Source organism: Treponema ruminis, assembly GCF_014201975.1.
Lineage (GTDB): Bacteria > Spirochaetota > Spirochaetia > Treponematales > Treponemataceae > Treponema_D > Treponema_D ruminis.
This window is the reverse complement of sequence record NZ_JACHFQ010000008.1, coordinates 50385-76278: the sequence shown is the minus strand read 5'-3', so window position 1 is coordinate 76278 and position 25894 is coordinate 50385. Positions and strand designations below refer to the sequence as shown.

24 protein-coding genes and 1 riboswitch are annotated in these 25894 nt (G+C 44.0%); of the genes, 7 read left to right on the top strand and 17 right to left on the bottom strand.

Features of this window, described 5'->3' with window-relative positions:
• Positions 1-7: 7 nt before the first annotated feature.
• The 5 genes from HNP76_RS12515 to HNP76_RS12495 form a co-directional block, all read right to left on the bottom strand.
• The gene (locus tag HNP76_RS12515; RefSeq protein WP_184661049.1) at positions 8-943 is read right to left on the bottom strand and encodes a carbohydrate kinase family protein; all 936 of its coding nucleotides are present in this window, start codon (positions 941-943) and stop codon (positions 8-10) included.
• A gap of 37 nt (positions 944-980) precedes the next feature.
• On the bottom strand, positions 981-1850 hold the full coding sequence (locus tag HNP76_RS12510; RefSeq protein ID WP_184661047.1) for a hypothetical protein: 870 nt from the start codon (positions 1848-1850) through the stop codon (positions 981-983).
• 17 nt (positions 1851-1867) lie between these two features.
• Entirely contained in the window at positions 1868-2752 is an 885-nt protein-coding gene (locus HNP76_RS12505) for a sirohydrochlorin cobaltochelatase (RefSeq protein ID WP_184661045.1), read from the bottom strand.
• A gap of 26 nt (positions 2753-2778) precedes the next feature.
• Positions 2779-2939, bottom strand: a riboswitch (cobalamin riboswitch).
• 51 nt (positions 2940-2990) lie between these two features.
• A complete protein-coding gene (locus HNP76_RS12500) occupies positions 2991-3917 on the bottom strand; it encodes a DUF2156 domain-containing protein (protein WP_184661043.1) in 927 nt (308 codons plus the stop codon).
• Positions 3918-4030: 113 nt separating this feature from the next.
• Positions 4031-5590, bottom strand: a complete 1560-nt coding sequence (locus HNP76_RS12495) for an ATP-binding cassette domain-containing protein (protein WP_184661041.1) — start codon at positions 5588-5590, stop codon at positions 4031-4033.
• Between the two features lie 685 nt (positions 5591-6275).
• Between HNP76_RS12495 and HNP76_RS12490 the strand changes: the two genes are divergently transcribed.
• Positions 6276-7886, top strand: a complete 1611-nt coding sequence (locus tag HNP76_RS12490) for a GGDEF domain-containing protein (protein WP_260309239.1) — start codon at positions 6276-6278, stop codon at positions 7884-7886.
• Between the two features lie 50 nt (positions 7887-7936).
• Here HNP76_RS12490 and HNP76_RS12485 read toward each other — a convergent pair whose 3' ends face one another.
• The 9 genes from HNP76_RS12485 to HNP76_RS12445 all read right to left on the bottom strand — a co-directional run bounded on the left by HNP76_RS12485 (position 7937) and on the right by HNP76_RS12445 (position 14975).
• Positions 7937-8278, bottom strand: coding sequence for a putative quinol monooxygenase (locus tag HNP76_RS12485; RefSeq protein ID WP_184661037.1), 342 nt, complete (start codon positions 8276-8278; stop codon positions 7937-7939).
• Complete coding sequence (locus HNP76_RS12480) at positions 8279-8938, bottom strand: DUF4405 domain-containing protein (protein WP_184661035.1); 660 nt, start codon at positions 8936-8938, stop codon at positions 8279-8281. It abuts the gene before it with no gap.
• A gap of 41 nt (positions 8939-8979) precedes the next feature.
• Positions 8980-9531, bottom strand: a complete 552-nt coding sequence (locus HNP76_RS12475; RefSeq protein WP_184661033.1) for a flavodoxin — start codon at positions 9529-9531, stop codon at positions 8980-8982.
• Positions 9532-9548: 17 nt separating this feature from the next.
• Entirely contained in the window at positions 9549-9878 is a 330-nt protein-coding gene (locus HNP76_RS12470; RefSeq protein WP_184661031.1) for a carboxymuconolactone decarboxylase family protein, read from the bottom strand.
• A 17-nt stretch (positions 9879-9895) separates the two neighbouring features.
• The gene (locus tag HNP76_RS12465; RefSeq protein WP_184661029.1) at positions 9896-11650 is read right to left on the bottom strand and encodes a 1-deoxy-D-xylulose-5-phosphate synthase; all 1755 of its coding nucleotides are present in this window, start codon (positions 11648-11650) and stop codon (positions 9896-9898) included.
• 24 nt (positions 11651-11674) lie between these two features.
• On the bottom strand, positions 11675-12502 hold the full coding sequence (locus tag HNP76_RS12460; RefSeq protein ID WP_260309238.1) for an aldo/keto reductase: 828 nt from the start codon (positions 12500-12502) through the stop codon (positions 11675-11677).
• 81 nt (positions 12503-12583) lie between these two features.
• Positions 12584-13060, bottom strand: a complete 477-nt coding sequence (locus tag HNP76_RS12455; RefSeq protein ID WP_260309237.1) for a cyclophilin-like fold protein — start codon at positions 13058-13060, stop codon at positions 12584-12586.
• Between the two features lie 17 nt (positions 13061-13077).
• Positions 13078-14010, bottom strand: coding sequence for a DUF3737 family protein (locus HNP76_RS12450; protein ID WP_260309236.1), 933 nt, complete (start codon positions 14008-14010; stop codon positions 13078-13080).
• The gene (locus HNP76_RS12445) at positions 13968-14975 is read right to left on the bottom strand and encodes an alpha/beta hydrolase (protein WP_184661025.1); all 1008 of its coding nucleotides are present in this window, start codon (positions 14973-14975) and stop codon (positions 13968-13970) included. Before HNP76_RS12445 ends, HNP76_RS12450 begins: the two co-directional genes overlap by 43 nt.
• Positions 14976-15133: 158 nt before the next feature.
• On the opposite strand from HNP76_RS12445, the gene HNP76_RS12440 reads away from it, so the two are divergent.
• From HNP76_RS12440 to HNP76_RS12430, 3 genes are all read left to right on the top strand, one after another.
• Positions 15134-16018, top strand: a complete 885-nt coding sequence (locus HNP76_RS12440; protein WP_184661023.1) for a LysR family transcriptional regulator — start codon at positions 15134-15136, stop codon at positions 16016-16018.
• A 162-nt stretch (positions 16019-16180) separates the two neighbouring features.
• The gene (locus HNP76_RS12435; RefSeq protein WP_184661021.1) at positions 16181-16675 is read left to right on the top strand and encodes a TRAP transporter small permease; all 495 of its coding nucleotides are present in this window, start codon (positions 16181-16183) and stop codon (positions 16673-16675) included.
• Positions 16672-18999, top strand: a complete 2328-nt coding sequence (locus HNP76_RS12430) for a TRAP transporter large permease subunit (RefSeq protein ID WP_184661019.1) — start codon at positions 16672-16674, stop codon at positions 18997-18999. Before HNP76_RS12435 ends, HNP76_RS12430 begins: the two co-directional genes overlap by 4 nt.
• 70 nt (positions 19000-19069) lie before the next feature.
• Here the strand turns inward: HNP76_RS12430 and HNP76_RS12425 are convergent, their stop codons facing one another.
• Genes HNP76_RS12425 through HNP76_RS12415 form a run of 3 tightly spaced genes read right to left on the bottom strand, consistent with a single transcriptional unit; the run spans position 19070 to position 21985 of the window.
• Positions 19070-19999: an aldo/keto reductase gene (locus HNP76_RS12425; RefSeq protein ID WP_184661017.1), complete on the bottom strand. Its 930-nt coding sequence runs from the start codon at positions 19997-19999 to the stop codon at positions 19070-19072.
• On the bottom strand, positions 19996-20823 hold the full coding sequence (locus tag HNP76_RS12420) for an exodeoxyribonuclease III (protein WP_184661015.1): 828 nt from the start codon (positions 20821-20823) through the stop codon (positions 19996-19998). The genes HNP76_RS12425 and HNP76_RS12420 overlap by 4 nt, the downstream gene beginning before the upstream one ends.
• A 22-nt stretch (positions 20824-20845) precedes the next feature.
• The gene (locus HNP76_RS12415) at positions 20846-21985 is read right to left on the bottom strand and encodes a hypothetical protein (RefSeq protein ID WP_184661013.1); all 1140 of its coding nucleotides are present in this window, start codon (positions 21983-21985) and stop codon (positions 20846-20848) included.
• 262 nt (positions 21986-22247) lie between these two features.
• Here HNP76_RS12415 and HNP76_RS12410 point away from each other — a divergent pair, with 262 nt between their 5' ends.
• The 3 genes from HNP76_RS12410 to HNP76_RS12400 all read left to right on the top strand — a co-directional run bounded on the left by HNP76_RS12410 (position 22248) and on the right by HNP76_RS12400 (position 25892).
• Complete coding sequence (locus HNP76_RS12410; RefSeq protein ID WP_184661011.1) at positions 22248-23201, top strand: substrate-binding domain-containing protein; 954 nt, start codon at positions 22248-22250, stop codon at positions 23199-23201.
• Between the two features lie 98 nt (positions 23202-23299).
• Positions 23300-24820, top strand: coding sequence for a sugar ABC transporter ATP-binding protein (locus HNP76_RS12405; protein WP_260309235.1), 1521 nt, complete (start codon positions 23300-23302; stop codon positions 24818-24820).
• Complete coding sequence (locus HNP76_RS12400; protein WP_184661009.1) at positions 24813-25892, top strand: ABC transporter permease; 1080 nt, start codon at positions 24813-24815, stop codon at positions 25890-25892. The genes HNP76_RS12405 and HNP76_RS12400 overlap by 8 nt, the downstream gene beginning before the upstream one ends.
• Positions 25893-25894 lie beyond the last annotated feature (2 nt).

The window sequence follows — 25894 nt, the reverse complement described above, 5'->3', positions numbered from 1 at the left end:
AAAACGCTTAATCCCACTTTTCGGCAGCCAGTTTCTGAACGAATTCCCGGCTCAAAAGCTCGCTGACAGTTCCGCGGGTGAGAAGGGTTTCTTTTGAACAGACAAGACCGTAGCGGATGCAGTTTTTGACAGGTTCCTTTTCCAAAAATCCCATCAAAAAGCCTGAGGCAAAGGCATCACCGGCTCCGATTGTGTCCACGACCTGAACCTGCATGTAAGGCGGCTCAATGTAAGTGTCCTCACCGACAGCGACAAGAACGCCCTTTTCGCCGAAAGTGACAATGAAATCCCTGTAACCAAGGGAACGGAATTTCTGAACGGTGGTAATGTCCATGAGCGGCTCTTCGCCCAAAATTGCAGCCGCCTCAAATTCGTTGCAGGCAAAAAGATCAATCAGGCTGACATAAGGCAAAGTCTTTCGAGCCAAATCAGGAGAGGTTGCGTTCTGAAAAATAAAGAGTGACGGATGAGATTTTTTGTATTCGTAGATTTGTGCGAAAGTTTCCAGAGAAAGATTTGAATCAAGGGCAAGACTTTCAATCTTCTCGCTCTCGATAAATGACGTGATTTCGCTTCCAAAATCGATGTGGCGGAGAATTCGTGTTGAATAAATGCAGGAAGCCCGGCTGCCCGCACTTGCCATGACAGAAAAAAGCGAAGTGCTTTCACCGGGAACTTTTCGCAGGAGAGTTGTATTAACGCCCTCAGAATGCATTCCGTGACGCAAAAAGTCGCCGAAAATGTCATCGCCGACAACTGAATAAATGTAGGAATCGAGCCCGAGATGACGCAGATTCATCGCCATTCCGCGCGCGACTCCACCCGGCACAAGGTCGACTGTTCCATCACGATAGGCCTCGCTGGTGTCTTCTTCCATGCTGTAGGCCTTAATATCGACGGAAACATTTCCAATGCTCAAAATTTTATGCTTTTTGCTGTTCATTGTATAAATTTAAATGGCGAAAAGATGTCTGTCAAGACTAAAACTTTTTGCGGGTCTTTTTGGCTGATTTTGAATCGAATTCAAGCCAATAGTGAATTTCGTGAGCCTTGCTCATGGCAACCGTGTCAGCTGTAACAGGAACTTTTTTGTCGAAAGCATAGACCGGGATTTTAAATGTGGAATTTCCGCCCTGCTCCAGGATTTTTGAATCAGCATCGAAGCGCTCGTGATTTACCTTCATGTAGTCGAAATTCGGGCTAGACCACTCGAGGATTGCAAAAGCCCTTCCGCCCTTTACGCTGACTTTTACCGGGCTGGTGATTTTTGCTCGTCCGCTGCCGCCAGTCAGTTCAGCCTTTACAAGATAATTTCCGTCCTTGAGCTTGATTTGCTCAATCTTTGGACTGACCAAAAGCTTTTCTGATGGAAGACTTGAAGCATCAAAAAGAATCTCGCGGTCGTACCACTTGCCCTTTTTTTTGCTGAATGCGGCACATTTAATAGAAGAATTTAGCGCAGAAACCGGAATTTCAAAGGCAACCGGCCCCTCAATCTGCTCCAAAGAAAGAGGAAGAATCTCCCCCTCGCCTTTTGAATCACTGGCTTCTTCGGCAGTGCCAAGGAAGAGCTTTGAATAGCCCTTCCCGCTCATCGTCAGTCTTGCGCTCATTTTTCCGTCTTTTACATGAAGGACGCTCTGCACAATTCTGAACATCGATGAACTGGACTCAACCTCAATCTCATAATCTCCTTCCAAAATGTCATCCGCCAAAAGAGGCAGCATGTCGTCACTGCCAACCTTTCGCGCAGGAAGAGCCTCCGAAGCAGAGGCAACCTGAGCATTTAAAAATGAGGAATTAGCAATGAGCAAAGAGCAAAGAATTGCAAGAAAGAAAGATTTTTTCATGAGGCGAGTCCCTTTAATTATTTAGTAGCTTCTTTTACGTGGTCAACGTAAATCTGCTGGATTGCTGCATCCTGACCGAGGCCTTCGAGAACGCACTCTACTTCGAATCCGGCTTTCTGGAAGATTGATTTCCATGAATCATCCTCGTCGCCAGCCATATCGTTGTTTGCGTGATCACCAGCTACAACCATGAGAGGATTGAGGACGACTTTTTTGTATGAGCCTTTTGCCTGGATTGCTGCGAGCAAATCTTCTACGCTTGGTTTAGCCTCAACTGTGCCGACATAGTAGTTGGCATAGCCTTTTGAAGCCAAAACTTCCTGCATTTTTGCATAAACGCCGTTTGAGGCAGCCTCTGTACCGTGACCCATGAAACAGATTGCACTTGTTCCGTCGTCGAATTTCTTTGTTTTTGCAGTGATTGCATCAGCTACGCGTGAAAAATCCTCGTCGCTTGTAAGAAGTGGTTTTGAGAGTACAACCTTGCTGAATTTGCTTTCGTATTTAGCGAGTGTTTTCTGCAAGTCAGTGTACTCGAAACCATTCATCAAGTGAGACGGCTGAACAATCAAAGTTTTTACGCCATCATTTGCGGCGCGTGTCAAAGCCTCGTCAACATTGTCGATTGCGATATTGTCACGCTCTTTGAGGATTTTGATGATTGTGTCTGCTGTGAAAGCGCGGGCAACTTTGTAGTCCGGGAAAGCTTTTGCAATTGCACCTTCAATTCCACCGATTGTGAGCTCGCGGGAATTGTTGTAGCTCGTTCCGAAAGATACTACGAGGATTTCCTTATCGCCAGAAGCGGCAACTTTTGAACTTCCACAAGATGTGAAAACTGAAGAAAAAAGAACGCTTGCACTCAAAGCTGCGAGTGCGACCAATTTAGAACATTTGTTCATCTAAAAACTCCTTTGTCTCGAAGAAGACTTTTAATATATTCCGGGCTGGTGTCTGGCTCAGAAAGGAAAACTTTCAACACAGTAGCGGCACTGCTTGGGATTTTCACCCAATTCCCAGTTAGGCCCGCCCCCAGACTTCGCATTCAGACGCAACTGTTATGCGGGCACCCAGAATTGCTAAATAATTTACCACACAAGAAATGATTGTTCAATATTATTTTATTTTCACTTTCTTCCATTATATAGGAATCTCCACCGTAAATTTCTCAAGCACTTGTTCCGGGTAATAAGAAAGTTTTGCTTTTCGAAGGCCTTCGATTCCCAGGTCTTCCTCGCGATTAAGGAATTCTGTTGAGGCGGTTTTTGAAAACTCGTTGTTAATCACGGTATATCCGCCGTCATGGTCAAAGCCAGCAATGCATTTTTCAAAATGAACGTCCATCACTTTCCGGCTCAGAATGCTTGCGATACAGAATGCCACGGGATTTCCAGAAACAAAAAGAATTCCGCCTGTCATTCCGCATGATTTTGTGAAGGCTTCTAAATTGTCCAGAGCGAAGGAAATGATTTCTTTTTCGGCTTCTAAATCAGAAAGAGTTCCCGCTTCAATCGCAAGGGCTTTATTTTCCGCCAGCCATTTTTCTTCGATTTCTTTGACCAGAGAAAGATTCTGCATGGTCAAAGGCTCGTAAGAAAATTCCAGGTATTTTTTTTCAAACTGATGGATGTGATTGCGCTTCCGGCTCAGTTTTTTTCCTGCAAGTGTCGCAAGCTTTTCCGTGAGGTAAACGTAATCACCTGATTCTGGCGTGGCAGTGACTTTTGCTTCGGGATAAAGCTCAAGAAGAATATCCTTTTCGCTTGCGAGAATGTTTTCAAAAGCAAGAATTTTACAGTGAGGACACAACTCTTTTCTCAAAGCTTCAACAGCCTTTTTGGCATCATCCAGCTTGCCATGAATATTGTGCGGAAAACTGAAACAGGCTTTCTCATCTTCAAAGAATTTCTCGTAAATCCACTCACCTTCTATTGAAATTTGAGAATGAAATTTCTTTTCGTAGAGAATAGAATTTACTGCCCCATAATTGTTTGCAAAGAAATTATTGTTCAACGCACATTCTTGAAGAATCGCTGCATCTGCAAGGGTCGGAGTTCTCCAATCCATTTTACCACCTTATTTATTTTGAACGAAAAGCATTTTCAGGACACCACATTCAATGAAAGTAATTGCGCCTGAAAGCCCGATATGCCACATAATATGACGAAATCAAGCAAGAATCAATTCATTTTTATTTCTCCTAGGTTTCCATTTCTTTCTGCGACAAGACTTGCGTTTGATATTTTTTCAAGAAAAACCTTGTCATGGCTCACTACAATCATTGCACAGTCCAAAGAAGAAAGCGCATTCTCCAAAGCCGTTACGCTTGTGATGTCCATGTGATTTGTCGGTTCGTCCAGAATCAATAGCGAAAGAGGCCTTTGAACTGCAAGCGCAATCATCATTTTCCTGAGCTCACCGGGGCTAAGACTGCCCGCATCCGTCATTTCTTTTTCGGAATTTTCTGATCGGAGAAAGGTCAGCCTCTCAACTTCGCTTCCAAGCCTATAGAGTGTGGAAAGAACTTCCCCGCGCTCGCTTTCTTCCAGTTTGTAAAAGTCTGAGAGAATAGTTTTTTCCTGCTCCGAAGAAATTTCCTGAGGAAGATAAAGCATTTCGTTCTGACGGCCAGCTTTTTCGAGCAGAGAAATCACGTGCTTTACAAAGAGAGTCTTCCCGCTTCCGTTTTCTCCTGTAAGGGCAATTTTTGTTCCGCCTTTAATTTCGATGTGAGGAATCTTTAAGCTGTAGGAATCCGCGCGAACAACTGTTTCCTGAACAACGACTGACTTTGAAAAGTCCGTTTCGTTAAGAGAAAAACCTTCCTTTCGTTTGAGAGATTTTTTTATCGAATCGCGTTCATTTTCGGTCTGACGGATTTGACTTGCCAGGCGGGCCTTTGCGTCTCCTGTTGAACGGTCTTTTCCTGAGATTCTTGCCACATCGATTTTTGCCTGCGCGTCGTGGTCATGCGGATCAATTGCCTTTTTTGAAAGACGCGACCTTGTCTTCTGGTTCTGGGATTCAAGTTTTGCACTTCTCGCCTTCTCAGAACTTGCTTTGGAATTAAGCCGCTCCCACTCCCCGCGCGATTGTTCCGCACCGTTTTGCCTTAATTCCAGAGCTTTTGAAAGCCCGCAAGGATATGTGTCAAAAACGGTACACTCTCGCCCACCAGCAAATGCCGAGGCTTCGTTGTAAAGATAAATTGTTTTTGTGCAAAGGGAGTCCGCAAAATCACGGTCATGACTTACAATCAGACCTGTGCCTGTAAATGTTTTAAGCGCGCTGCAAATCATTGCCTTTGTCTTTGCGTCAAGATGATTTGTCGGTTCGTCAAGTAAAAGCACGGCCGGATTTTCTGCAAGTGCCGATGCAATCTGAATTCGTTTTTTTTCACCGCCAGAAAGAGATTCGTAGCGTTCGAGCATTTCTTCAGTTACGCAAAGAATTGAAAAAAATCTTCTCACCTCATTGTCGTCTGACCAGAAAGCATTGTAAAGGTTGTCCGGGATTTCGGAACAATCCTGCGCACAATAAACAGAATCTCCACCAGCTGCAATTTTGCCGCCGTCCGCGCACAGAATTCCTGCAATCAGTTTAAGCAGAGTGCTTTTTCCGCTGCCGTTACTTCCGGCTACGCAAGTCCAGCCGTCCTGAATTGAAAGAGAAAAATCTTCGAATAAATTTGTGTTTGAAAAAGGATAAGAAAAATTGAGTTTTGTGATTTGAATTGACATTTTGGCCTCTCAATAAAAAGAAGCCAGTTACAGCAAGACTATCGCCTGAACCGACTAAAAAATGAATTGAACTGCAACTGACTTCCAGAATTATTCTCATGCGAGAAATTGCTTTGTTTGCGGAAATCAGATTTACAGTATCATCGGCTACGCGACTCCTAAATTGTAAGATAATTTCATGCTACAACCTTAAGTTTATTTTGTCAATTGTTCCAGTTAAATTTGTAAAAAAATCTTAAAATATGCTATAATTGTATTGAAAATATGGAGGTTATAAAAACTAATGCTATACGCGATAACCCCAGCATCAGTGCTGATATTAAATTTAATATTGAACTGGGAATTATTTACAAATTACGGATTTAATGTCAAACAGCAGGACAAACAGAAAATAGTTCACGTCCGTTACAACTGGTTTCTGCTCGCTGCAAATTGCTACCTTATCGTGGATATGACTTGGGGGCTTTTATATGAGCACAAGGAAGTTCAGTTTTTTTTTCCATATATATACTATTTAACTGTCTTTTATTTTATGTTCATGCTCCTCACTATGCTCACGTGGACCCGGTATATGGTCGCCTATCTCGACAATAGCGGCCGCCGCAGTAATATGCTGATTCATGTGGTATGGACGTTGTTTATAATTGGAGTCGTATGCCTGATACTCAACCGTTTTTACCATTTCATGTTTTCGTATAATGACGCGCACGAATATATCGGTGAAGTCGGCAGGAACATTTCTTTTCTTCTTCAGATTGCCTTTTATACCCTAATTACCATTTACATGCTGTATGTTACCTATAACAGCACAGGAGTCGAAAAAGTCAGATACAAGGCAGTGGCCTTGACAAGTATGGTTTTGGGACTTTTTCTTACATTTCAGATTATAAATGCGTTTTTCCCCTTTTATGCCGTTGGTCTTATAATTGGAATATGTCTGATTCACTCTTTTGTTCAATCTGGCGAAAAAAAGGAAAAAAGAATTCATGACAATATTGCTTCTGCAATGGCGGAAGATTACGAAGCCATTTTCTATATAGACATAGAAACAGGCGAATATCTGAATTTCTCTAAAAGCCCAAAATATATGTCGCTGAATGTAGTTCCTCTAGGCAAAAACTTTTTTAAGGAAGCTCTGGACGGTGTTGAAACTTGCACTTATCCTGATGACCTGGAATATGCAAAGCAGTTTTATAACAAGGAAACAATGCTCAAAAGTCTTGAAGGCAAGCGTTCTTTTTCATTCAAATACAGAGTTTTGGTAAACAATGAACCGCGCTACTTCCTGTTCACCGTTATGCGTGACAGAAACGAGCAATATCTTATCTTCTACGAAAAAGACATAGAAGACGAACTCAGGGCAGAAAAACTTAATAAAGAAAACCAAAAACAGACGATTACATTCGGTCAGATTGCTGAAAGTCTGGCTTCTATCTATGATGTAATCTACTATGTAAATATCGCAGATTCATCTTATGTATGTTATCAGACCAATGAAATTTTTGGTAAGCTTGAGGTTCATGATTCTGGAGATGATTTTTATAGCGAATCGCTCGCCACTATTCCACAAATTATTCATGAGCAGGATTGTGAAAGGCTTGTCGAATTCTTAAATAAAGACAACATGATTTCCACAATGGAAAATCACAAAGACTGCAGCATAAATTACCGTATTGTTGTTTCCGGGAATCCTCAATATACCCGGCTGACGGTTCGAAAAAGCAGCGACGGAACGCATTTTATCATCGGCGTTGAGAATATCGATGACGAAGTTAAAAAGGAAAAACAGCATCTTAAAGAACTGAAAACTGAAAAAGAGCTTGCAAGACGAGATGAACTCACTGGTGTCAAAAATAAAACTGCCTACAAGGAGCTTGAAGCGTCAGTTCAGGGGAACATCGACAACGGACTGGATTATCTGAATTTTGCTCTCGTTGTTTGTGACGCAAATAATCTTAAACAGATAAATGACAGTCAGGGGCATAACGCAGGAGATGAATATATCCGGGCTTCATCTAAGCTTTTGTGCAACATTTTCGTTCACAGCCCAGTGTTCAGGGTGGGCGGCGATGAATTCGTAGTCTTCCTTCGCGGGAACGATTATTCGGCAAGACACGAGCTTATGAACAAATTGCGGAATCAGGTCCTTGAAAATAAAAAGAATGGCTCCGGGGTAACATTAGCTTCGGGAATGGCAGACTATAATTCTGAAACCGACAGTTTTGTTTCGGAAATATTTGAGCGGGCCGACAAAGAAATGTACGAGGACAAAAAGAAGCTCAAATCACTCGATTAAAAGTTTGCTGACCTAAACTAATTTTCTGGCAAAAGAGCTTCTACAAGCGCTTATTTTCTTATAAACGCCCTGTCACTTTCTGGAACGCCGCCGTCATCAGAGACAAAACGCTCCACGGTCATGTGTAAATCGTATTTTTCACGAAGAGCGGCAATTGTCTTCATCATCGGGCTTGCATGATGAATGTCTATGGCTTCTTGATTTTCCCACTGGTCAATCAGAAGAACGGTTTTGTCAGAACTGTCATCAAAAAGTGGCAGATAATATTCATAGCGTAAGTTACCCTTCTCTGCCCTGATTTTTTCTACAGTGCCGCTTTCAGTCATTTCTTTTGCAAAATCGATTGCGGCGTTGCCCTTGCCCGTGTACCTGAGATTTACTGTTATGCTCATTTACGCCCCCTTTTGAAGAAGTTTATTTATGTAATGAATGACTGTCGCAAAAAGAATTATAATTGAAATATAGTCCAAAGCAAACAAAAAATATCCGCGCTCAAAATCAAGGAAGAAGAACTTCTGTTGTAGAATCAGATAACGCCAGATACCACGGATGATGAAAGCATAAATGCCGTAAAGAGAAATTAAAATAAAAATAACGCGTAATATAATAGAAGAAAAACCTTTGCGTGGAACTTTCATTTTGCCTGCAATCATCTGAACATGCATTCCGATGTGCAGCGACATAAACAAAAAATACCAGTGACTTGCCAGAAGATGTGCGGTACGCGCAAAACCAAGCCCGCTTTCAATTCCCAAAAAAGTAAAAACATGATTTGAAAGAATAATTCCGCTTATCATCAGAAAAATGACACAAATCAGGATGGAGCAATTTATGACGGTCTGCATGATACGGCGGGCATTGTATTTTCCGCGGAAGATTGAACTGTACCAGCGGCGGTTCAATGTGATATGCACTGCCCAAAGAAGAAACAGTGCCATGCCCAATATTTCATGAATGATGTCCGAAGGAAAGAGATAGGCTCCTCCCATGAGAATTATTGAGAGAAGAGTCATCGTAATATCGACAGGCATTCTGATTTTACTGGCATTCATTTTCACATCAATCCGTTTTTATTCAACCATTTTGCTGCACCTTACTTGAGCAAACCTTCAACATATTTTTTGATGGCCGCTCCGCTTCCGCGGGTAAAATCTTTTCCGCCCTTAAAGTCTGCGTCTTTTGCAAATTTTGCAAGGTCGCTGCCACTTCGTCCAAGTCCGCTTCCACCGCTTGTGCAGAGGGTGACAAGGCGTTTGCCGCCCCATTTCTGGCTTTCAACAAAAGTATACATTATTTTTGGCGCGTATGCCCACCAGATAGGATAGCACAAAATCACAGTTTCGTAAGCAGATATGTCAAAATTAGCGGTCGAGTTTGTTGAAACCACGGATTCAATGGCAGGACGACACTTGGGGTCGTTACATTCGATTGTGGTGAGAGATTTTTTGTCATGCCAGTTTAAGTCTGCGTCGGTGTATTTGTGAACCGGCAGAATTTCAAAAATGTCGGCTCCCATTTCTTTAGCGGCATTTTTGGCCATGCGCTCTGTTGTTCCTGTTGCACTAAAGTAAACGACTGCTGTCTTTGCAGAAAGTCCTGTCATCATTAATCCTCCGATTAAAAGGGTAAGAATAAGTTTTTTCATTGTAATCCTCCATAAATTTAATTTTCCTTCCAGACTTCCTTTGCCAGACGGAATACTGCCCAGCCTTTTGGCCAGCCTGTGTACATTGTAGCATGCGTGATGATTGCGGCGATTTCTTCTTTTGTAACTCCGTGAGTCTTTGCGTTCTGCAAATGGTATGTGAAGGAAGAATCTGTAATTCCGCTTGCCATGAGCGACACCACTGTTATGATGCACTTTGTTTTTATATCGATTGCCTCTGCGTTCCATACTTCGCCGAAGAGTACATCGTCGTTCAGGTGAGCGAACATCGGAGCAAAGTCTCCAAGTTGTTCACGTCCTGCTGTCTGTGTAATTTTCTCTGCCATATTTGTCTCCTTTTTTCCTATAAAAGAGATTTGACCTCTTCCACAATCTGCTCGGTCGTCATGCCGCAGTCGAGTAAAAGTTCATCGGGATTGTAGCGGTCGTAGAATTGCTTTTTAAGACCGTAATTTTTTACCAGCATTTTGTTTGGTCCATAGAACGAAGCAATTTTTTGACCAAATCCGCCTTCAAGAATTCCGTCTTCCAGAGTAATTACAAGCTGATGGTCTTTTTCGAGTTCCCGCAAAAGTGCCTCGTCCAGACCGGAAGCAAAACGAGGATTTATCAGAGTTGGTGTAAATCCGCATTTTTCCTTGATTGCAGAGGCAAGTTCTTCTCCTTTCTGGAAAAAATCACCCAGGGCGAGGATGGCAACTTTTTTTCCCTGCTTTTCAATCTTGAAGCGGTTCAGTACGCCGTAGTCTTTATCTGCAGGGCGGTGGCTCACGTCATTGCCGGGAATCAGAATGAGGACAGGATTTTCCTTCTGGTCAATACTCCAGTCCAGCATGGAAATGTATTCTTCTGCGCTTGAAGGGCAGAGCACTACAAGATTCGGAATATTTGTAAAGGCTGCAAGACCGAATATGCCAAGATGGGTTACATCTGTAAGTCCGTCAAATGATGAATAATTCATAAGCATGGTGACAGGAGTTTTGTTGATGCACACGTCCTGGGAAATCTGATCATAGGCTCTCTGCAGGAATGTCATGTTGGTCACAACAAGAGGTTTTGCACCCCGGCGGGCAATTCCCGACGCGATGGCAACAGCCGCTTCTTCGGCAATGCCTGTGTCAATGTACTGACTTCCAAGCTTAGCCCGCTCTTCAGGACCAAGGCCGACAGACATCGGCATTGCAGGAGTTACCACAATAAAATCCTTATCTTTTTTTGCTTTTTCTACTATATATTGGCTTGTCATGCCAAAGTACGATTCACCGCTTCCAAAGTTTACTGTTGGTTTTCCGGTTGCCCGGTCAAAAGGCATAGTCCAGTGCCAGCCTTCCTTGTCCTTTTCCGCCAGCTCATAGCCCTTGCCTTTCTGAGTGTGAATGTGAACCACAACCGGACGATTTGAATCCCGGACTTTTTCAAAAACCGCAATCAATGAAGCAATGTCATTTCCGTTTTCTTCGTAGATATAGTCCAAGCCCCATGCCCTGAACATATTGTTTTCAGATTTGCCGTTAGAGTCGCGGAGGGCCTTTAGATTTTTATAAAGCCCGCCGTGGGTTTCAGCTATTGCCTGTTCATTGTCGTTTACCACCACAATGAAATTTGAATTAAGTTCGCTTCCTGCAACGCTCAAAGCTTCCAGTGCCTCTCCGCCAGAAAGAGATCCGTCTCCAATGATGGCAACGATATTTTCCTTTTTGCCGAGTATGTCTCTTCCTTTTGCAAGACCTAAAGCCAGTGCAATTGAAGTAGAAGTGTGCCCGATGTTAAAAAAATCGTGTTCACTTTCATCTGGATTTGTATAGCCAGAATCTTCTGAAAAGCGGTTGTCGTCAAAGTAGCCGGCCTTTCGACCTGTGAGCATTTTATGGGCATAAGCCTGGTGGGAAACGTCAAATACAAATTTATCATTTGGAGAATCAAAAACATAGTGCAGGGCAATTGTTGCTTCTACAAAACCAAAGTTCGGTCCAAAGTGTCCGCCTATTTTTGTAAGGCGGTTGAAAAGACCTTCGCGGATTTCATTTGCTACTACTGGAAGTTCTGAAACAGAAATCTTTTTCAAATCTGCCGGTGAATTAATCTTATCTAAAATCATAATAATCTCCTTATGTTAAATCTATTACCAGTTTTCATAACGACGCCCTGTATCGAGTGCGTTTAGTTTTTTCATTTCATTCTCAGTAAGTTCAAAATCCCAAACATCAAAGTTTTCTGCAATGTGATCAGGGTTTGAACTTCCGGGGATTGCGATGTAGCTCGACTGCAGGTGCCAGCGGACGATGATTTGTGCAGCCGACTTGTCGTGGGCCCGAGCGATTTCCAGCACGGTCTCATTTTGCAGGTGCTCTTTTGTGTGGCCGCGACCGCCGAATGGATAATAGCTTTCGATATAGATTCCCTTTTTGGCTGCCCAGTCACGCAAAGAATTATTCTGATACTTCAGATGGTTTTCATTTTGAATGACTGCCGGCGGAATTTCAAAATCCTTTATGAAATGTGAAACAGTTTTTTCGGTGTAAAAATTTGAGATTCCGATTGAACGGATTTTTCCGTCTTTAACTGCACGAATCATAGCTTTGTAAACTGCATCATCACCCGAAGCCGATCCATGCTGATGAAGCAGACAAAGATCAATATAAGAAAGACCAAGCTGTTTAAGCGAATCGTCAATATCACGATCAGGATTGTTTGACCAGGGAACAAGTTTTGTAGTTACAAAGATTTCTTCCCGCTTACAGATTCCGTCTTTTATAGCACGACGAATTGCGTTTCCAACTTCGCTCTCGTTGCCATAATATTTTGCAGTATCAATCAAACGGTAGCCAGATTTGAGCGCGGCATAAACGGCGTTTTCACAAGTCTCGCCTGTAAGCGTCCATGTGCCCAAACCGAGCACAGGCATATTGAAACCCGAATTCAGCCGGATTGTATCTGCGTTTTTTTTCATGTGTTTTTCCTCAGCCATAACAAAAGCCATCATAAGCAATACCACAAAAATCAGAAATAGTTTTTTCAAAAGCATTTCCTCCTATTCCATTACAGAAAAGACTGCCGTCACGTTGCCTTTACCAAGAATCTTTTTGAGCTCGGTCTGAGTCGTGCCGTCAATTTTCCCAAGCCGGGTAAAGTTCCAGCTGTTGACATCGTAGTAAATCGTTATCTGATTTCCCTGATACAAAATGATGTCGCCTGCGCTGGTCGTAATTTGTGTGTCATTTCGTGGAAGAGAAGTACCAAGAGCGCCGACTTTTTCAAAGCCACCGTAATCGTGCATATCGACTGTAACTGCCCTTTTTCCCAAAAGCTCGTAAAAGGCCGTAGCCGAAGAATTGGCTGCTAATGTCGCCGTGAGCGTGTGATTTCCACTGTCGTTTGTGATGTCGATTTGTATTTTCATGTTCCCTGCTCCTTGTTTTTCAGTTGATGTTGTTTCGACATTCCCTGCCGCACAGGCGGGAAGAAAACTAATCAAAAAAGCTAAAAGTAATGTAAATGTCTTTTTCATGATTCAATCTCCATTTTTCAGGCGCATTTGCAGCTGCTGATTCTTGCCATGATTTCAGTTTTGCCCGCATCGCAGATGTCTTTTTCAAAAATCACTTCGCCAATTTCATCAGCAATGATTTTTCCTTCGAGCGGATTTTTTACACTGTCGATTCTGCCAGCGACTTTTACCTGCACAGAACTTCTTTCAAAAGCAAGGTCGCAGTTTTCCATCGTGCAGTTTTCGAGAACAAGATTCTTGCAGTAACAGAATGGCTGAGTTCCAATAATCTCGCAATTAATAAGCGTGAGGTTTTCAGAATACCAGCCCAGATACTCGCCCTTCACAATGCTGTCGCGAACCGTTACATTTTTCGTGTGCCAGAAGGCGTCTTTTGTATCCAGCTCTGAATCAGTAATTTCAACATTCTCGTCGTACTGAAAAGAATACTTTCCCTTCATTTTGAGCTTTGAAATTTTCGCATTTTTCACCTCAAAGAAAGGATATTCCGATTCTTTGATTTCAACATTTTCGACGGCAAGATTGCTGCACTTCCAGATAAACTCAGGCGAGCTGACAGAAGAATTTTTAAGCGTAATGTCCTGGCACTCCCGCAATGCTTTAATGCCATTGAACTTGCAATCGTCAATCGTGACATTCTTATCATACCAGAGAGCCGCCCGACAATTTTCAGTGAATTCAGTTCCGCTGATTTTTGCATCAGTTACATGCCAGAAAGGATAGCGCAGATTCATAAAACATCCGCTCACTTGGAGCCTGCCCGCTTCTTTGAGGGCAGATTCTCCGTCAGCCTCACCGTCAAAGCGACAGTCTTTTATAGTCGCATCGCGCAGGCCGTATAAAGCTCTTTCCTGGTCGAATGTCTGGTTTTCAAAAATCATAACAGAACCTCCATCATCGGCAAGTTTTATTTCAGATTTGCCGCAAAAAATTCCTGTAGCTTGTTCCATGGAATATAATTGTCCTTGCCGCCGTCATAAAGATCGCAGTGGGTGGCGTTCGGAATAATCATAAGTTCCTTGTTGGCCGCATATTTGCTGCCCTTTACCATGTCGTTGTAGGCAGTCTCGCCCATGTAGCGGCTGTGAGCCTTTTCGCCATGAACGATGAGCACAGCTGAACGGATTTCATTTGCGTAAGTAAAAAGGCTTGTGTTCATCAGACTTGTTGCGGCGGTCAAAGCCCAGCCCATGTTTGAGTTGAGCGAGCGTGGATGATAGCCGCGGTCTGTCTTGTAGTAATCCCAATACTGGCTGAAGAAAGTGTCTCCTTCCGGGCGCTGGTCTGGGAGTCCGCCGACTGTCGGATATTCGCCTGTTTCCTGAGCCTTTGCAAAATTTTCTGTGCGGGCCTTGTTCACGGCAACGCGAGCCTGATAGCGCGATTCTTCGCTGTCGTTTTCGTCGAAGTAGCCTTTGTTTGTTACGCGGCTCATGTCGTACATTGTCATTACTGCGGTTGCCTTGATTCTTGTGTCGATTCCCGCAGTGTTGAGAGCCCAGCCGCCCCAGCCACAGATTCCGATAATACCGATTTTTTCAGAATCAACGTTTGGCAGGTTTGAAAGAAAATCTACCGCTGCCTGAAAGTCTTCTGTGTTGATGTCCGGGCTGTTCATGTAGCGTGGCTGTCCGCCAGATTCTCCGGTAAAGCTCGGGTCAAAGGCAATGGTGATGTAGCCGCGCTTTGCCATTTCGTGGGCGTATAATCCGCTGGCCTGTTCCTTCACGGCTCCGAAAGGTCCTGCGACTGCGATTGCGGGAAGTTTTTCGCTGCTAAGTGAAGCCTTTGGTGTGTACATATCCGCCGCCAGCGTAATTCCAAAATGATTGGTAAATGCTATCTTTTTGTGATTAACTTTATCTGAAAGCGCAAATGTCTTGTCCCATTTTGTGTCGAGTGTAAGTTTTTCCATGTGTTTCTCCTTATGTGGGGCGGTCTTTGCGCAGGTCGCTCCCTGCCTCACGCTTTAAAAATATACGAATTACGACCATATTACAAATACTTTGTTTTTATGACATATTATGCCTTTTAGGCATAGCGTATTTCCGGTCGCAATGTTATACTTTTTCCATGGAACTTCGCGTATTAAAATACTTTATCACAATCGCAAACGAGCAGAATATTTCCAGGGCGGCAGAGATTATTCACATCACTCAGCCTACACTCTCCCGCCAGATTATTGAGCTTGAAGAAGAGCTTGGCGTTCAACTTTTTGAACGGAACAAGCAGAACCGCAAATTCATTCTCACCGACGAAGGTGTTCGTTTTTACAATTACGCAGTTCAGATTACTGAGCTTTCAGAAAAATCAATTGAAGAGTTCAGAACGAATTCCTCTCAGATTTCAGGCAAAATCTACATCGGGGCGGGAGAATCAAAATCAATCTCAGACGTTGCAAGGGCTTTCAAAAAAATCCGTGGAAACCATCCAAAAATTGAAATCAGTCTTTTTTCAGGAAATGCCGGAATTATATGTGAACGCCTCGACCGTGGCTTGTGCGACTTTGGAATTTTTATCGGATTCAAGAATGTCGAAAAATACAATCACCTCACCCTTCCGCAAAAAGACCGCTGGGGTCTTCTGACACGAAAAGACAATCCGCTTGCAAAATACAAATCCATTAAAAAAGAAAATCTTCTGGAACATTACGAGCCGCTGTTTTTATCGGAACAGGCTTCACGTCACCGAGAGCTTTTGCACTGGTTCGGCGGTTCAATGGAAAAATACAATATAATGGGATCTTATAATCTTATTTACAACGCAGGTATTTTCACAAAAGAAAACATCGCCTCATGCATCACGCTGGAAGGGCTTGCTGATATTTCTTCTGAAAGCCCGCTTTGTTTTGTTCCGCTGGAGCCTGCCATTTACAGCGAAGTTTATCTGGCCTGGAAAAAAGACCGGGAACTTTCAAAGGCCGCAAAGGTGCTTCTGGAAGAAATCAAGAAAGCGTAAGACCGCAAAGCTCTACAAGCCTCATTTCAAATACATCACATAAATCGTGCAAAGCTGCAATGTTTCTATGGAGCTGATTGTGTTTCTGGAAACGCCGGGCTAGTACAGAATAGGATAAATTATTATAATTCTATATCACAAAAAAAATTAAAGGGGTTTCTCATGTTTAAAAAAGTCATGAGTGCGGTTGCCGTGGTAGAAAAATACCTTCTGGCAATCACGATGTCCGTTACGCTTGCCTTTACTTTCGCAAACGTTATCGGAAGGTTTGTTTTCAATCATTCACTGGCCTTTGCTGATGAGCTTGTGATTGCATTGTTCGTTCTTGTTTCGCTTATGGGTGCGGCTCTCTGTGCCCGCGAAAATGACGGTCTGATTGGTCTTGCCCTTGTTTCAAGCCGTCTCAGCGGAACTAAAAAAACTGTCCAGAAATTGTTTTCTGGCATCATCTGCATTATCTACTGTATAATTCTTACATGGCAGGGATTTATCCGCATGGTTTCAAGTATGCAGCAGGGCGAGCACACTTTCGTAATGCATCTTCCACGCTGGATTTTCTGGTCTTTTGTTCCTGTTTGCGGCATCTGCCTTATCCTTCACTTTATCGAAAATCTTTCGGATTTTATCAAATCAAAAAACAAGGAGACTTCTAAATGATTACAGCTATCCTTTTTGCAGTCTTCTTTGTTCTTCTTATCGTTGATGTACCTATTGCAATCTGTTTGGGCGCTTCTTCTGTAGCGGCAATCCTTGCAGCAGGCCAGAAACTTTCTGTCGTTGCCGTAAACACTTATTCTGGTATCAGTAAGACTTTGCTTCTTGCCATTCCTTTCTTCGTTTTAGCGGGAAACATCATGGCTAAGGCCGGAATTTCTAAGCGTCTTATCGCATTCGTAAATGCTTGTATCGGTCACACTCGCGGAGGCATTGCCATCGTCTGCGTTATCGTTTCTTGTCTTTTCGGTGCAATTTCTGGTTCAGGTCCTGCAACTGTTGCGGCTCTGGGTGCGATTTTGATTCCTGCAATGATTGAGGCCGGCTTCTCGGCTCCTTTCGCAACTGCCCTCATGGCGGCTTCTAGCTCTATCGCAATCATCATTCCACCGAGCATCGCTTACGTCGTATATGCTTCGATTACAGGCGATGATGTCGGAAAGCTTTTCATGGCTGGTGTTGTTCCTGGCATTTTGATGGGTGTCGCTTTGATTGCAGTTGTTTTGATTGAAGTTCACCGAAAGAACATTCAGTCTACAAAACCCCGTTCAAGCGCAAAAGAACGATGGGATGCATTCAAAGACGCTTCATGGGCTTTCTTGATGCCGGTCATCATTTTGGGCGGAATTTACGGCGGCGTTTTCACACCGACTGAGGCTGCGGCTGTTGCGGCTGTTTATGGTCTTATCGTTGGCATGTTCATCTACCGCGAAGTAAGCCTTCGTGACATGGCTCGAATTCTTGTTGAATCAGCAAAGACTACGGGAAGCATCATGATTATCATCGGTTCAGCTACCCTTTTCTCTTATGTCTGTACGCTTTTTGGCATTTCTCATGCCGCAGAGGAACTTCTTGCCACCGTTTCAGCAAACAAAATCGTATTCCTTCTGGTCATCAACATCATTTTCCTGATTGCAGGATGTTTTATCGACGCAAACAGCGCAATGTACATCTTCATTCCGGTTATGATTCCTGTCTGCCGTATGCTTGGATTCAATTCAATCGCATTCGGAATTATCGCGACTGTAAACCTTGCAATCGGGCAGGTAACACCACCGGTCGGAATCAACCTTTTTGTCGCAATCAGCCTTAAAATCAAGAACACAGTCAAAGTCACTTTGCCGCAGATTTCTCATGCAGTTCTCCCGATGATTTTCGCAAGCCTTGTTGTTCTGATTGGTTACACATACTGGCCGCGGGCAAGCGTTGCCGTTCAGAAAGCAAACAGTATTGCAGGAGACGGAAGTCAGATTGCACTTTATGACAGCGAGCAGTACGACGCTTCAAAAGATGCCGCCCCTGCTACCGTTGAATGGAAGCCGATGACATGGCACTTTGCCTGCTCTCCGGGAGAAACCTGTACATGGGCAAAAGCCGGACGATATTTTGCAGCACTGATGAAAGAATCAACCGGCGGAAAAGTAACTGTTCTGGTAGACGGATTCTCTGATCAGCTTACAAACGGAAGCCAGCCGGACGGTATCGCCGCCCTTCGCGAAGGTGACCCGATTCAGCTTTCTATGCACTCAAATTTGATTTATTCGGCACTGGACGACCGTTTTAATGTCGTTTCTCTTCCATATATTTATGACAGCTACGAAGATGCCGACGCAAAATTCGACGGCGAGGCAGGAGCTCAGCTCAAAGAAATCCTCGAAGGCTTGAACCTCCACTGCTTCGGTATTGCAGAAAACGGTTTCCGCCAGCTCACAAACTCACGCCGCCCGATTAAGAGCGTTGATGATTTGGCAGGCCTTAAAATCCGTGTAGCAGGAAGTAACCTTTTGATGCAGGCATACCGCTCATGGGGTGCAAACGCAACCAACATGAACTGGTCTGAGACATACACTGCCCTGCAGCAGAACACCGTCGAAGGTCAGGAAAACCCGCTTCCTTCAATCGCTTCGGCTTCAGTTCAGAGCGTACAAAAGTACATTTCCCTCTGGAACGCTTATTACGACTGTCTCTTCTTCTGTATGAACGGTGACGTTTACAATTCTTTGAGCGACGAGCAGAAACGCATCGTTGACGAAAACGCTCAGAAGGCCGTTGATTATGAACGCGCAATCAACCGTTACGAGTGCGACGAGCTGATTAAAGACTGGAAGGCAAACAATATAATTTCTGTAGTAGAAACCGAAGAAATTGATACTGAAAGCTTCCGAAATGCAGCTTCTGGAGTTGCAGACTGGTACAAGAAACAGCTTCTTGCAAACGGTCACGACGCAGAATCTGTTGAAAAGCTGATTAAGGCTTTCACGGAGTAAAATCCCGCTAAAATGAAAATGGCTGCCTGATTTTGAAGTGCACTTCATTTCAGGCAGCCATTTTTTTTATTTACGGAAGAGTTTTTCCCGAAGAAAGATAGAGCTTGTACCATTCATTGTGGGTCAGCTCAACTTTCGTTGCATCGCAGATTTCCTTTAAGTGCTCCGGATTCATCGTGCCTGCGATTGCCTGCATTTTTGCCGGGTGCCGCAAAATCCATGCGATTGCGATTGCGGTCTTTGAGACTCCGTATTTTTCGCCAAGCTCGCCGAGGACTTTATTCATCTCCGGGAAGTCCGGGCTGTCAACAAAGCAGCCCTTGAAAAATCCGTGCTGCAAAGGCGACCAGGCCTGAATCGTAATGTCATGCAGGCGGCAATAATCCAGAGTGCCGTTGTCCCGGTCGATCGAGCGCTCAGTCGTCAGATTGTTCACATACAAAGTCTGATCGATAAGCTGTGACTGCTCCAAAGAAAACTGAAGCTGATTGAAAACAAGCGGCTGCTTCACGAATTTCTTCAATAATTCAAGGGTCATGGGCGGAACATTGCTCACGCCAAAATGCCTGACCTTTCCGTTTTTTTGCAGGATGTCAAAGGCTTCGGCGACCTGCTCAGGCTCAAAAATCAAGTCCGGTCTGTGCAAAAGAAGGGCATCCAGATAGTCCATCTGAAGGCGAGAAAGAATCTGGTCAACGCTGGCAAGAATGTTTTCCTTGGTCCAGTCGAATTCACTCCGCTCAGGACAGATGCCGCACTTGCTCTGAATAATCACATCTTCCCGCTTGATTCCAGACTGCTTGAAAGCATCCCCGAAGCGTTTTTCTGCCTCACCCTTTACGCCGTAACATGTTGCATGATCAAAAAAGTTAATTCCCAAATCGACAGCGGTGTGAATCATCTTTTCTGCCTGATCGACAGAAAGAGCCGGCATCCTCATGCAGCCCATGATAATGGCCGAAACATTTGAAGGTCCGTTAACAACATTAATTTTTTTCATTCTACCTCCAGCAGAATTGGCGTATGGTCCTGGCGCGGACCTGAGTCAATCATTTCAGATTTTTTGATTTTATCCTTAATTCTTTCGCTGACCAAAAAATAGTCAATACGCCAGCCTGAATTGTTGATTTTGCTGGTTTTGATTCTCTGGCCCCACCATGAATAAACTGACTTGACATCTCCGTGAATGAAGCGGAAAGTGTCGACAAAGCCGCGGGCTAAAAGTTTTGTGAATCCTTCCCTTTCTTCATCAGTAAAGCCTGCTGAAAAATGATTGCTGGCAGGATTTGCAAGGTCAATTTCCTTATGGGCTACGTTAAAATCTCCGCAGGCGATGACAGGCTTTTTTGAATCCAAAGAAGCAAGATAATCCGCATAAAGCTGATCCCATTTCTGGCGCTCAGCAAGACGCTTCAATCCGTCACCGGAATTTGGGGTATAAACGTTTACAAAATAAAAGTCGTCAAATTCAAGAGCGATAAGGCGGCCTTCGTCATCCATTGTGTCAGGAGCGCCAAGCTTTGGAACTATTTTCTGGGCGGTCAGACCTTCCTTGTACAAAATCATGGTTCCAGCGTAGCCTTTTTTTGCCGGAGGAACTGAAGAAACCCACTCAACCTTGTAGCCGGGGAAGTATGATTTTAAAAGCTCAAGATGCTTGTCAGAAGGGCCCTCTGCAGGAAGTTTTGTCTCCTGAATCGCAATTATGTCCGCATCATAAGTCCCCAGTTTTTTGAGCACATCCTGAGACAAGACCGCCCTGGCGGAAGTTGATGTGAGGGCTGCATTAATGGAATCAATATTCCAGGAAATCAGTTTTGCCATTTTTCCTCCGGTTTAACGATGATTACTCACCGACCTTCAATTTTGCTGTAATCGGCACAGTCCATGTCCAGCGGTATTCTGAATCTGCAATCTTTTTATAGAAGGCATCCCATCCGGCAGTGATTGTCCATTTTTCGAATTCAAGCATGACGCGCGGGTAAAATTCCCAGGTGTCGAAAGATTTTGCTGAATCGTTTGTATCGTATGCCGCATAGTAGCCTGCCATCGGTTTGATTGCAAAAATTCCGTGAATCGGGGCGTAGACTTGCAAAGCCGTGTAAAGCGGAATCATGTCTCCCTCGACTGAATGGCCGATTTCGCTTTCACTTGTAATTCTAATTCTACCAATTGTCGGGCGGATTGCAAGTGAAAAGAGATTAGTCTGCTTCAAGTCAGCAACTTTTTTGTTCTGAACAGGGCTGAGCATGGAATTTGCGACGTATGGCTCGGCATTGTGTGAGAATGCCAGAAAGACTGAGAAAGTCTTGAAAATGCTGAAATTTCTTTTTGAAAAATTAGCGGCAAAGCACTCAGAAAAATCTTTTTCAGAAACTGAATTTACATCGGCTTCTCCATCGGCTGTGGCTCCGTACTGAAGATCAAAGCCCAAAGTCAAAGGAAGTTCCTTATTAATAGAAGAAAAATTATAACTTGCGGCAAAATTCAGTCCCCAGTCTTTTTTGAAGGCGACATAACTTTCCGTGAGGGGCATTGCGGCTCCCACTGTAAAACCATTGTACTCGCTTTTTACGCCGATTCCTGTCTTGCCCCAGCGGCTGGCTCCAGTGTAAGTCTCGGTGAGGGCAAAATATCCGCCAGTCAGGTAATATGAATACAATTTTCCGAGGGCGAATTCAAAAATCTCGTTTCCGAAAGGGCGGACTTTTGCAAAAGCCCTCTTTACTTCGAGTTTCTGAGATTCTTCTTCTTTTGAATCTGTTTTGTTGAGCCGGTAATAAAGCTTTCCGCCCAAAGTCACATAGTCGTCATTCAATTTTGAGTCAACGAGCAGGTAAGAACCGCCGAACTGAACCTTGTCTTCTTCGTCCTTGTCGATTGGAGTGACGGAAAATGTTACGTCCGTGTCATTTTTCATTCCGGCAGAAAATGCGGAAGAAAGCCCTGCCAGTGTTAAAGCCAAAAGCAATATGTTTTTTTTCATAGAAACCTCTTTTTAATTAAGAGACTATACACGACATTTTATTTGTTGACAATCGCTTGCCCGGGCCCGCAAAAACTTTCCACGTAAAAATTTTAACCTTGGCCGTAAATTTTCAAACTTTTTTCTTCTATAATATTCAATTTTAATTCAAGACTCCTAAAAATTTCAAAAAAAATTCCTAAATATTTCTATTCAAAAACCGACAAAGCGGGCTTAACATTAACATCGTAATGCAAAACATCTAAAAAAGGAGGATTCTTAGATGAAAAAAGTAATTGCATGTTTGATGGCACTTATGTGTCTCACTTCTGTGTTCGCAGCTAAAAAATCAAAGAAAGCTGCTGACGGTAAAATCAAGATTGGTATTATCAACAACCCGCCTTCAGAGTCTGGCTATCGTGCTGCTAACGTAAAAGACTTCGAAAATGTTTTCACAGCATCAAAATATGATGTAAAGACATTCTACAGCCTTAAAAACGACGAACAGCTCAATGCTGCTTCTCAGTTCATCACAGACGGCGTTGACTACATTCTTCTTTCTGCAGCTGCTACTGACGGTTGGGAAAAAGTTCTCAAAAATGCTCAGAAAAACGGCATCAAAGTATTCTTGTTTGACCGCATGATCAACGTAAAGGACAAGTACTATGAAGCTGCTGTAGTTTCTGACATGGCAAAAGAAGGTGAAACAGCTGTTGCTTGGCTCAAAGCTCAGAATCTTCCAGAATACAAAGTAGTTCACATCCAGGGTGCTATGGGTTCAGACGCTCAGATTGGTCGTACAGGTGCTTTGGACGCAGAATTCGCTTCTGGCAAAATGAAGAAAGTTGTTCAGCAGACAGCTACATGGGACGAAGCTGAGGCTAAAAAGATTGTTGAATCTGTAATCAACTCAAAAGAAGACTTCAACGTAATCTACGCTGAGAACGACGGTATGGCTAAGGGTGCTGTTGCAGCTTTGGACGAAGCTGGTATCACACACGGTGTTAACGGCAAAGTAGTTGTAATGGGCTTCGACTGCAACAAATGGGCTCTCCGTGAGCTTCTCGCTGGAAACTGGAACTATGACGGACAGTGTTCTCCATTCCAGGCTGCTGTAATCGAAAAAATGATTTCAAGCGGAAAAGTTCCTTCAAAGAAAATCATTTCTGACGAAAAGGGATTTGATGCAAAGAAAATCTCACAGGCTGATATCGATACTTACGGTCTTGGTGACTAATCAGAGACCTTTTAAGACGGTCTGATTATACGGCGTAAAGTGTGTAATTGCATATTTTACGCCGTTTTTTTTAAGTCAAAAAATTACAGGTTGTAATAATGGAAAAAAATGATGTTGTTTTGTCAATGCGCGGAATTTACAAGGAATTCCCTGGCGTAAAGGCACTTCAAAACGTAGACTTTACTCTTCGGGAAGCCGAAATTCATGCGCTCATGGGTGAAAACGGTGCCGGAAAATCAACTCTGGTCAAGGTTCTCACTGGCGTTCACATCAAGGATGCCGGTGAAATCAGAATCGCAGGAAATGACGGTCCTGTAAATATCCGTTCCCCTCAGGATGCTCAGAATCTGGGCATTTCTACAGTTTATCAGGAAATTACCCTCTGCCCTAACCTCACGGTAGCAGAGAATATGTATATTGGTCGCGGAAATTACAAATTTGTAAACCGCAAGGCACAGGAAAAGAACGCAACCGAGCTTTTGAAAAGGCTCAACATCCCGGCACACGCAAGCCAGCAGCTGGGAACCTGTTCTCTCGCCGTTCAGCAGATGGTCGCAATCGCCCGCGCAGTCGACATGGACTGTAAGGTTTTGATTTTGGACGAACCGACCTCTTCTCTGGACGACAACGAAGTCGAGCTTTTGTTCACTTTGATGCGGGTTTTGAAGAGCCACGGAGTTGGAATCATCTTCATCACTCACTTCCTGGAACAGGTTTACGAAGTCTGTGATAAAATCACGGTCCTCAGAAACGGCGAACTTGTCGGAGAATATACCGTAAGCGAAATGCCGCGAGTAAAACTGATTTCAGCAATGCTGGGAAAGGAAGCCGAGGACATGACAAACCTCAAGAACATGAAGCGGCCTCTTCCACAGACAAGCGAAAATGTTTACGAGGCGACAGACCTTGCAACAACCGAGGGAGTCCGACCATTCGATTTCAACATCAAGAAGGGCGAAGTCAACGGCTTTACAGGTCTTCTTGGCTCAGGCCGAAGCGAAAGCGTCCGTGCCATTTTTGCCGCTGACCGGGTTACCAGCGGAAAAGTCAAAATCAAGGGAAAGGATGTAAAGATTAGCAGCCCGAAAGACGCAATGAAAAACGGAATCGGATATCTGCCGGAAGACCGAAAAGGTGACGGCATCATTCAGGATTTGTCTGTCCGCGAAAACATGCTTCTTGCCCTTCAGGTTCTCAAAGGCTTCTTCCACCCGATTTCAAAAGCAGAATCAGAAAAGATTGCCGACGAGTACATCAAGCTGCTTGAAATCAAGACGGCTTCAAAAGAAACCCCGATTAAGTCACTTTCGGGCGGAAACCAGCAGAAAGTCATTCTTGCCCGCTGGCTTTTGACCCACCCACAGTACCTGATTCTTGACGAGCCGACACGCGGTATCGACGTCGGAACCAAGCTTGAGATTCAGAAACAGGTTCTTAAGCTTGCAGAACAGGGCGTCAGCGTCACCTTCATTTCTTCGGAAATTCCAGAGATGCTTTCAGTCTGCCAGAGGCTCATCGTCATGCGCGACCGCAAAATCGTGGGCGAGCTTAAGGGCGAGGAACTTAGTCAGGATGTAATCATGCAGACTATTGCGGGAGGAAAAGCAAAAAATGCCTAATAAAATCATGAATCAGACGAAAAAACTTTTTCAGTCTCAGCTTGCAATCCCAATCGTAGCCTTGCTGATTCTGGTCGTGTTCAACCTTATCCGCGACCCAAGTTTCTTCTCTATCGTCATCAAAAGCAACAACTTCGGAAACACTGTCCTTTCCGGCAACCTTGTCAGTATCCTGAACGGTGCTTCGGAGCTTGTAATTCTTTCGATCGGTATGACCCTGGTAACATCTGCCACAAAAGGTCAGGATATTTCTATCGGTGCCGCTGCCGCAATCGCAGGTTCGGTTTTCGTAAAAATCCTGCGCGCCGGCACAATCAATCCGGGAACAATCCTCGTGGCTTTGATTTTTGCCTGTGCCGTAGCAGTTATCTTCTGTCTCTTCAACGGTATCCTCATCGCTAAATTCAACATTCAGCCGATGATTGCTTCGTTGATTTTGTACACAGCAGGACGACCAATCGCTTACTGGATTAACGGCGGAGCTACCCCGAACGTAGAAAGTCCTCTTTTGACATACATCGGCGGCTTCATTCCCCACATTGCCGTTCCAACTCCTATTCTTGTGGTCATTGCCTTCATCATTTTGATTAACCTTCTTCTCAAAAAGACGACCCTCAGCCTCTACATTCAGTCTGTCGGTATCAACGAGAGGGCTGCAAAACTCAACGGTATCAACCCGGTAATCTGGAAGCTCGTAGTTTTCGTAATTCTTGGCGTATGTGTCACAATGGCCGGCTCAATCAACGTCTGCCGAATCGGACTCATCAACCATGAGACAATCCTTCTCGACATCGAAATGGACGCAATCCTTGCAGTCGCAATCGGCGGAAACTCACTTGGCGGCGGAAAGTTCAAGCTTTCAGGCTCGATTTTGGGCGCATACATCATTCAGGCACTCACAATCACCCTGTACGCGATGAAAGTTTCTTCAACGGCGGTCAAGGCTTACAAGGCAATCGTCATCATCATCATCGTTGTCGCTGGCTCCCCGGTCGTCAAAGCATGGCTCGGAAAGCTCAAAAACAAGATTATGGAAAAACGCGCTCTCGCAGCAAAAGTGGAGGCTAAATAATT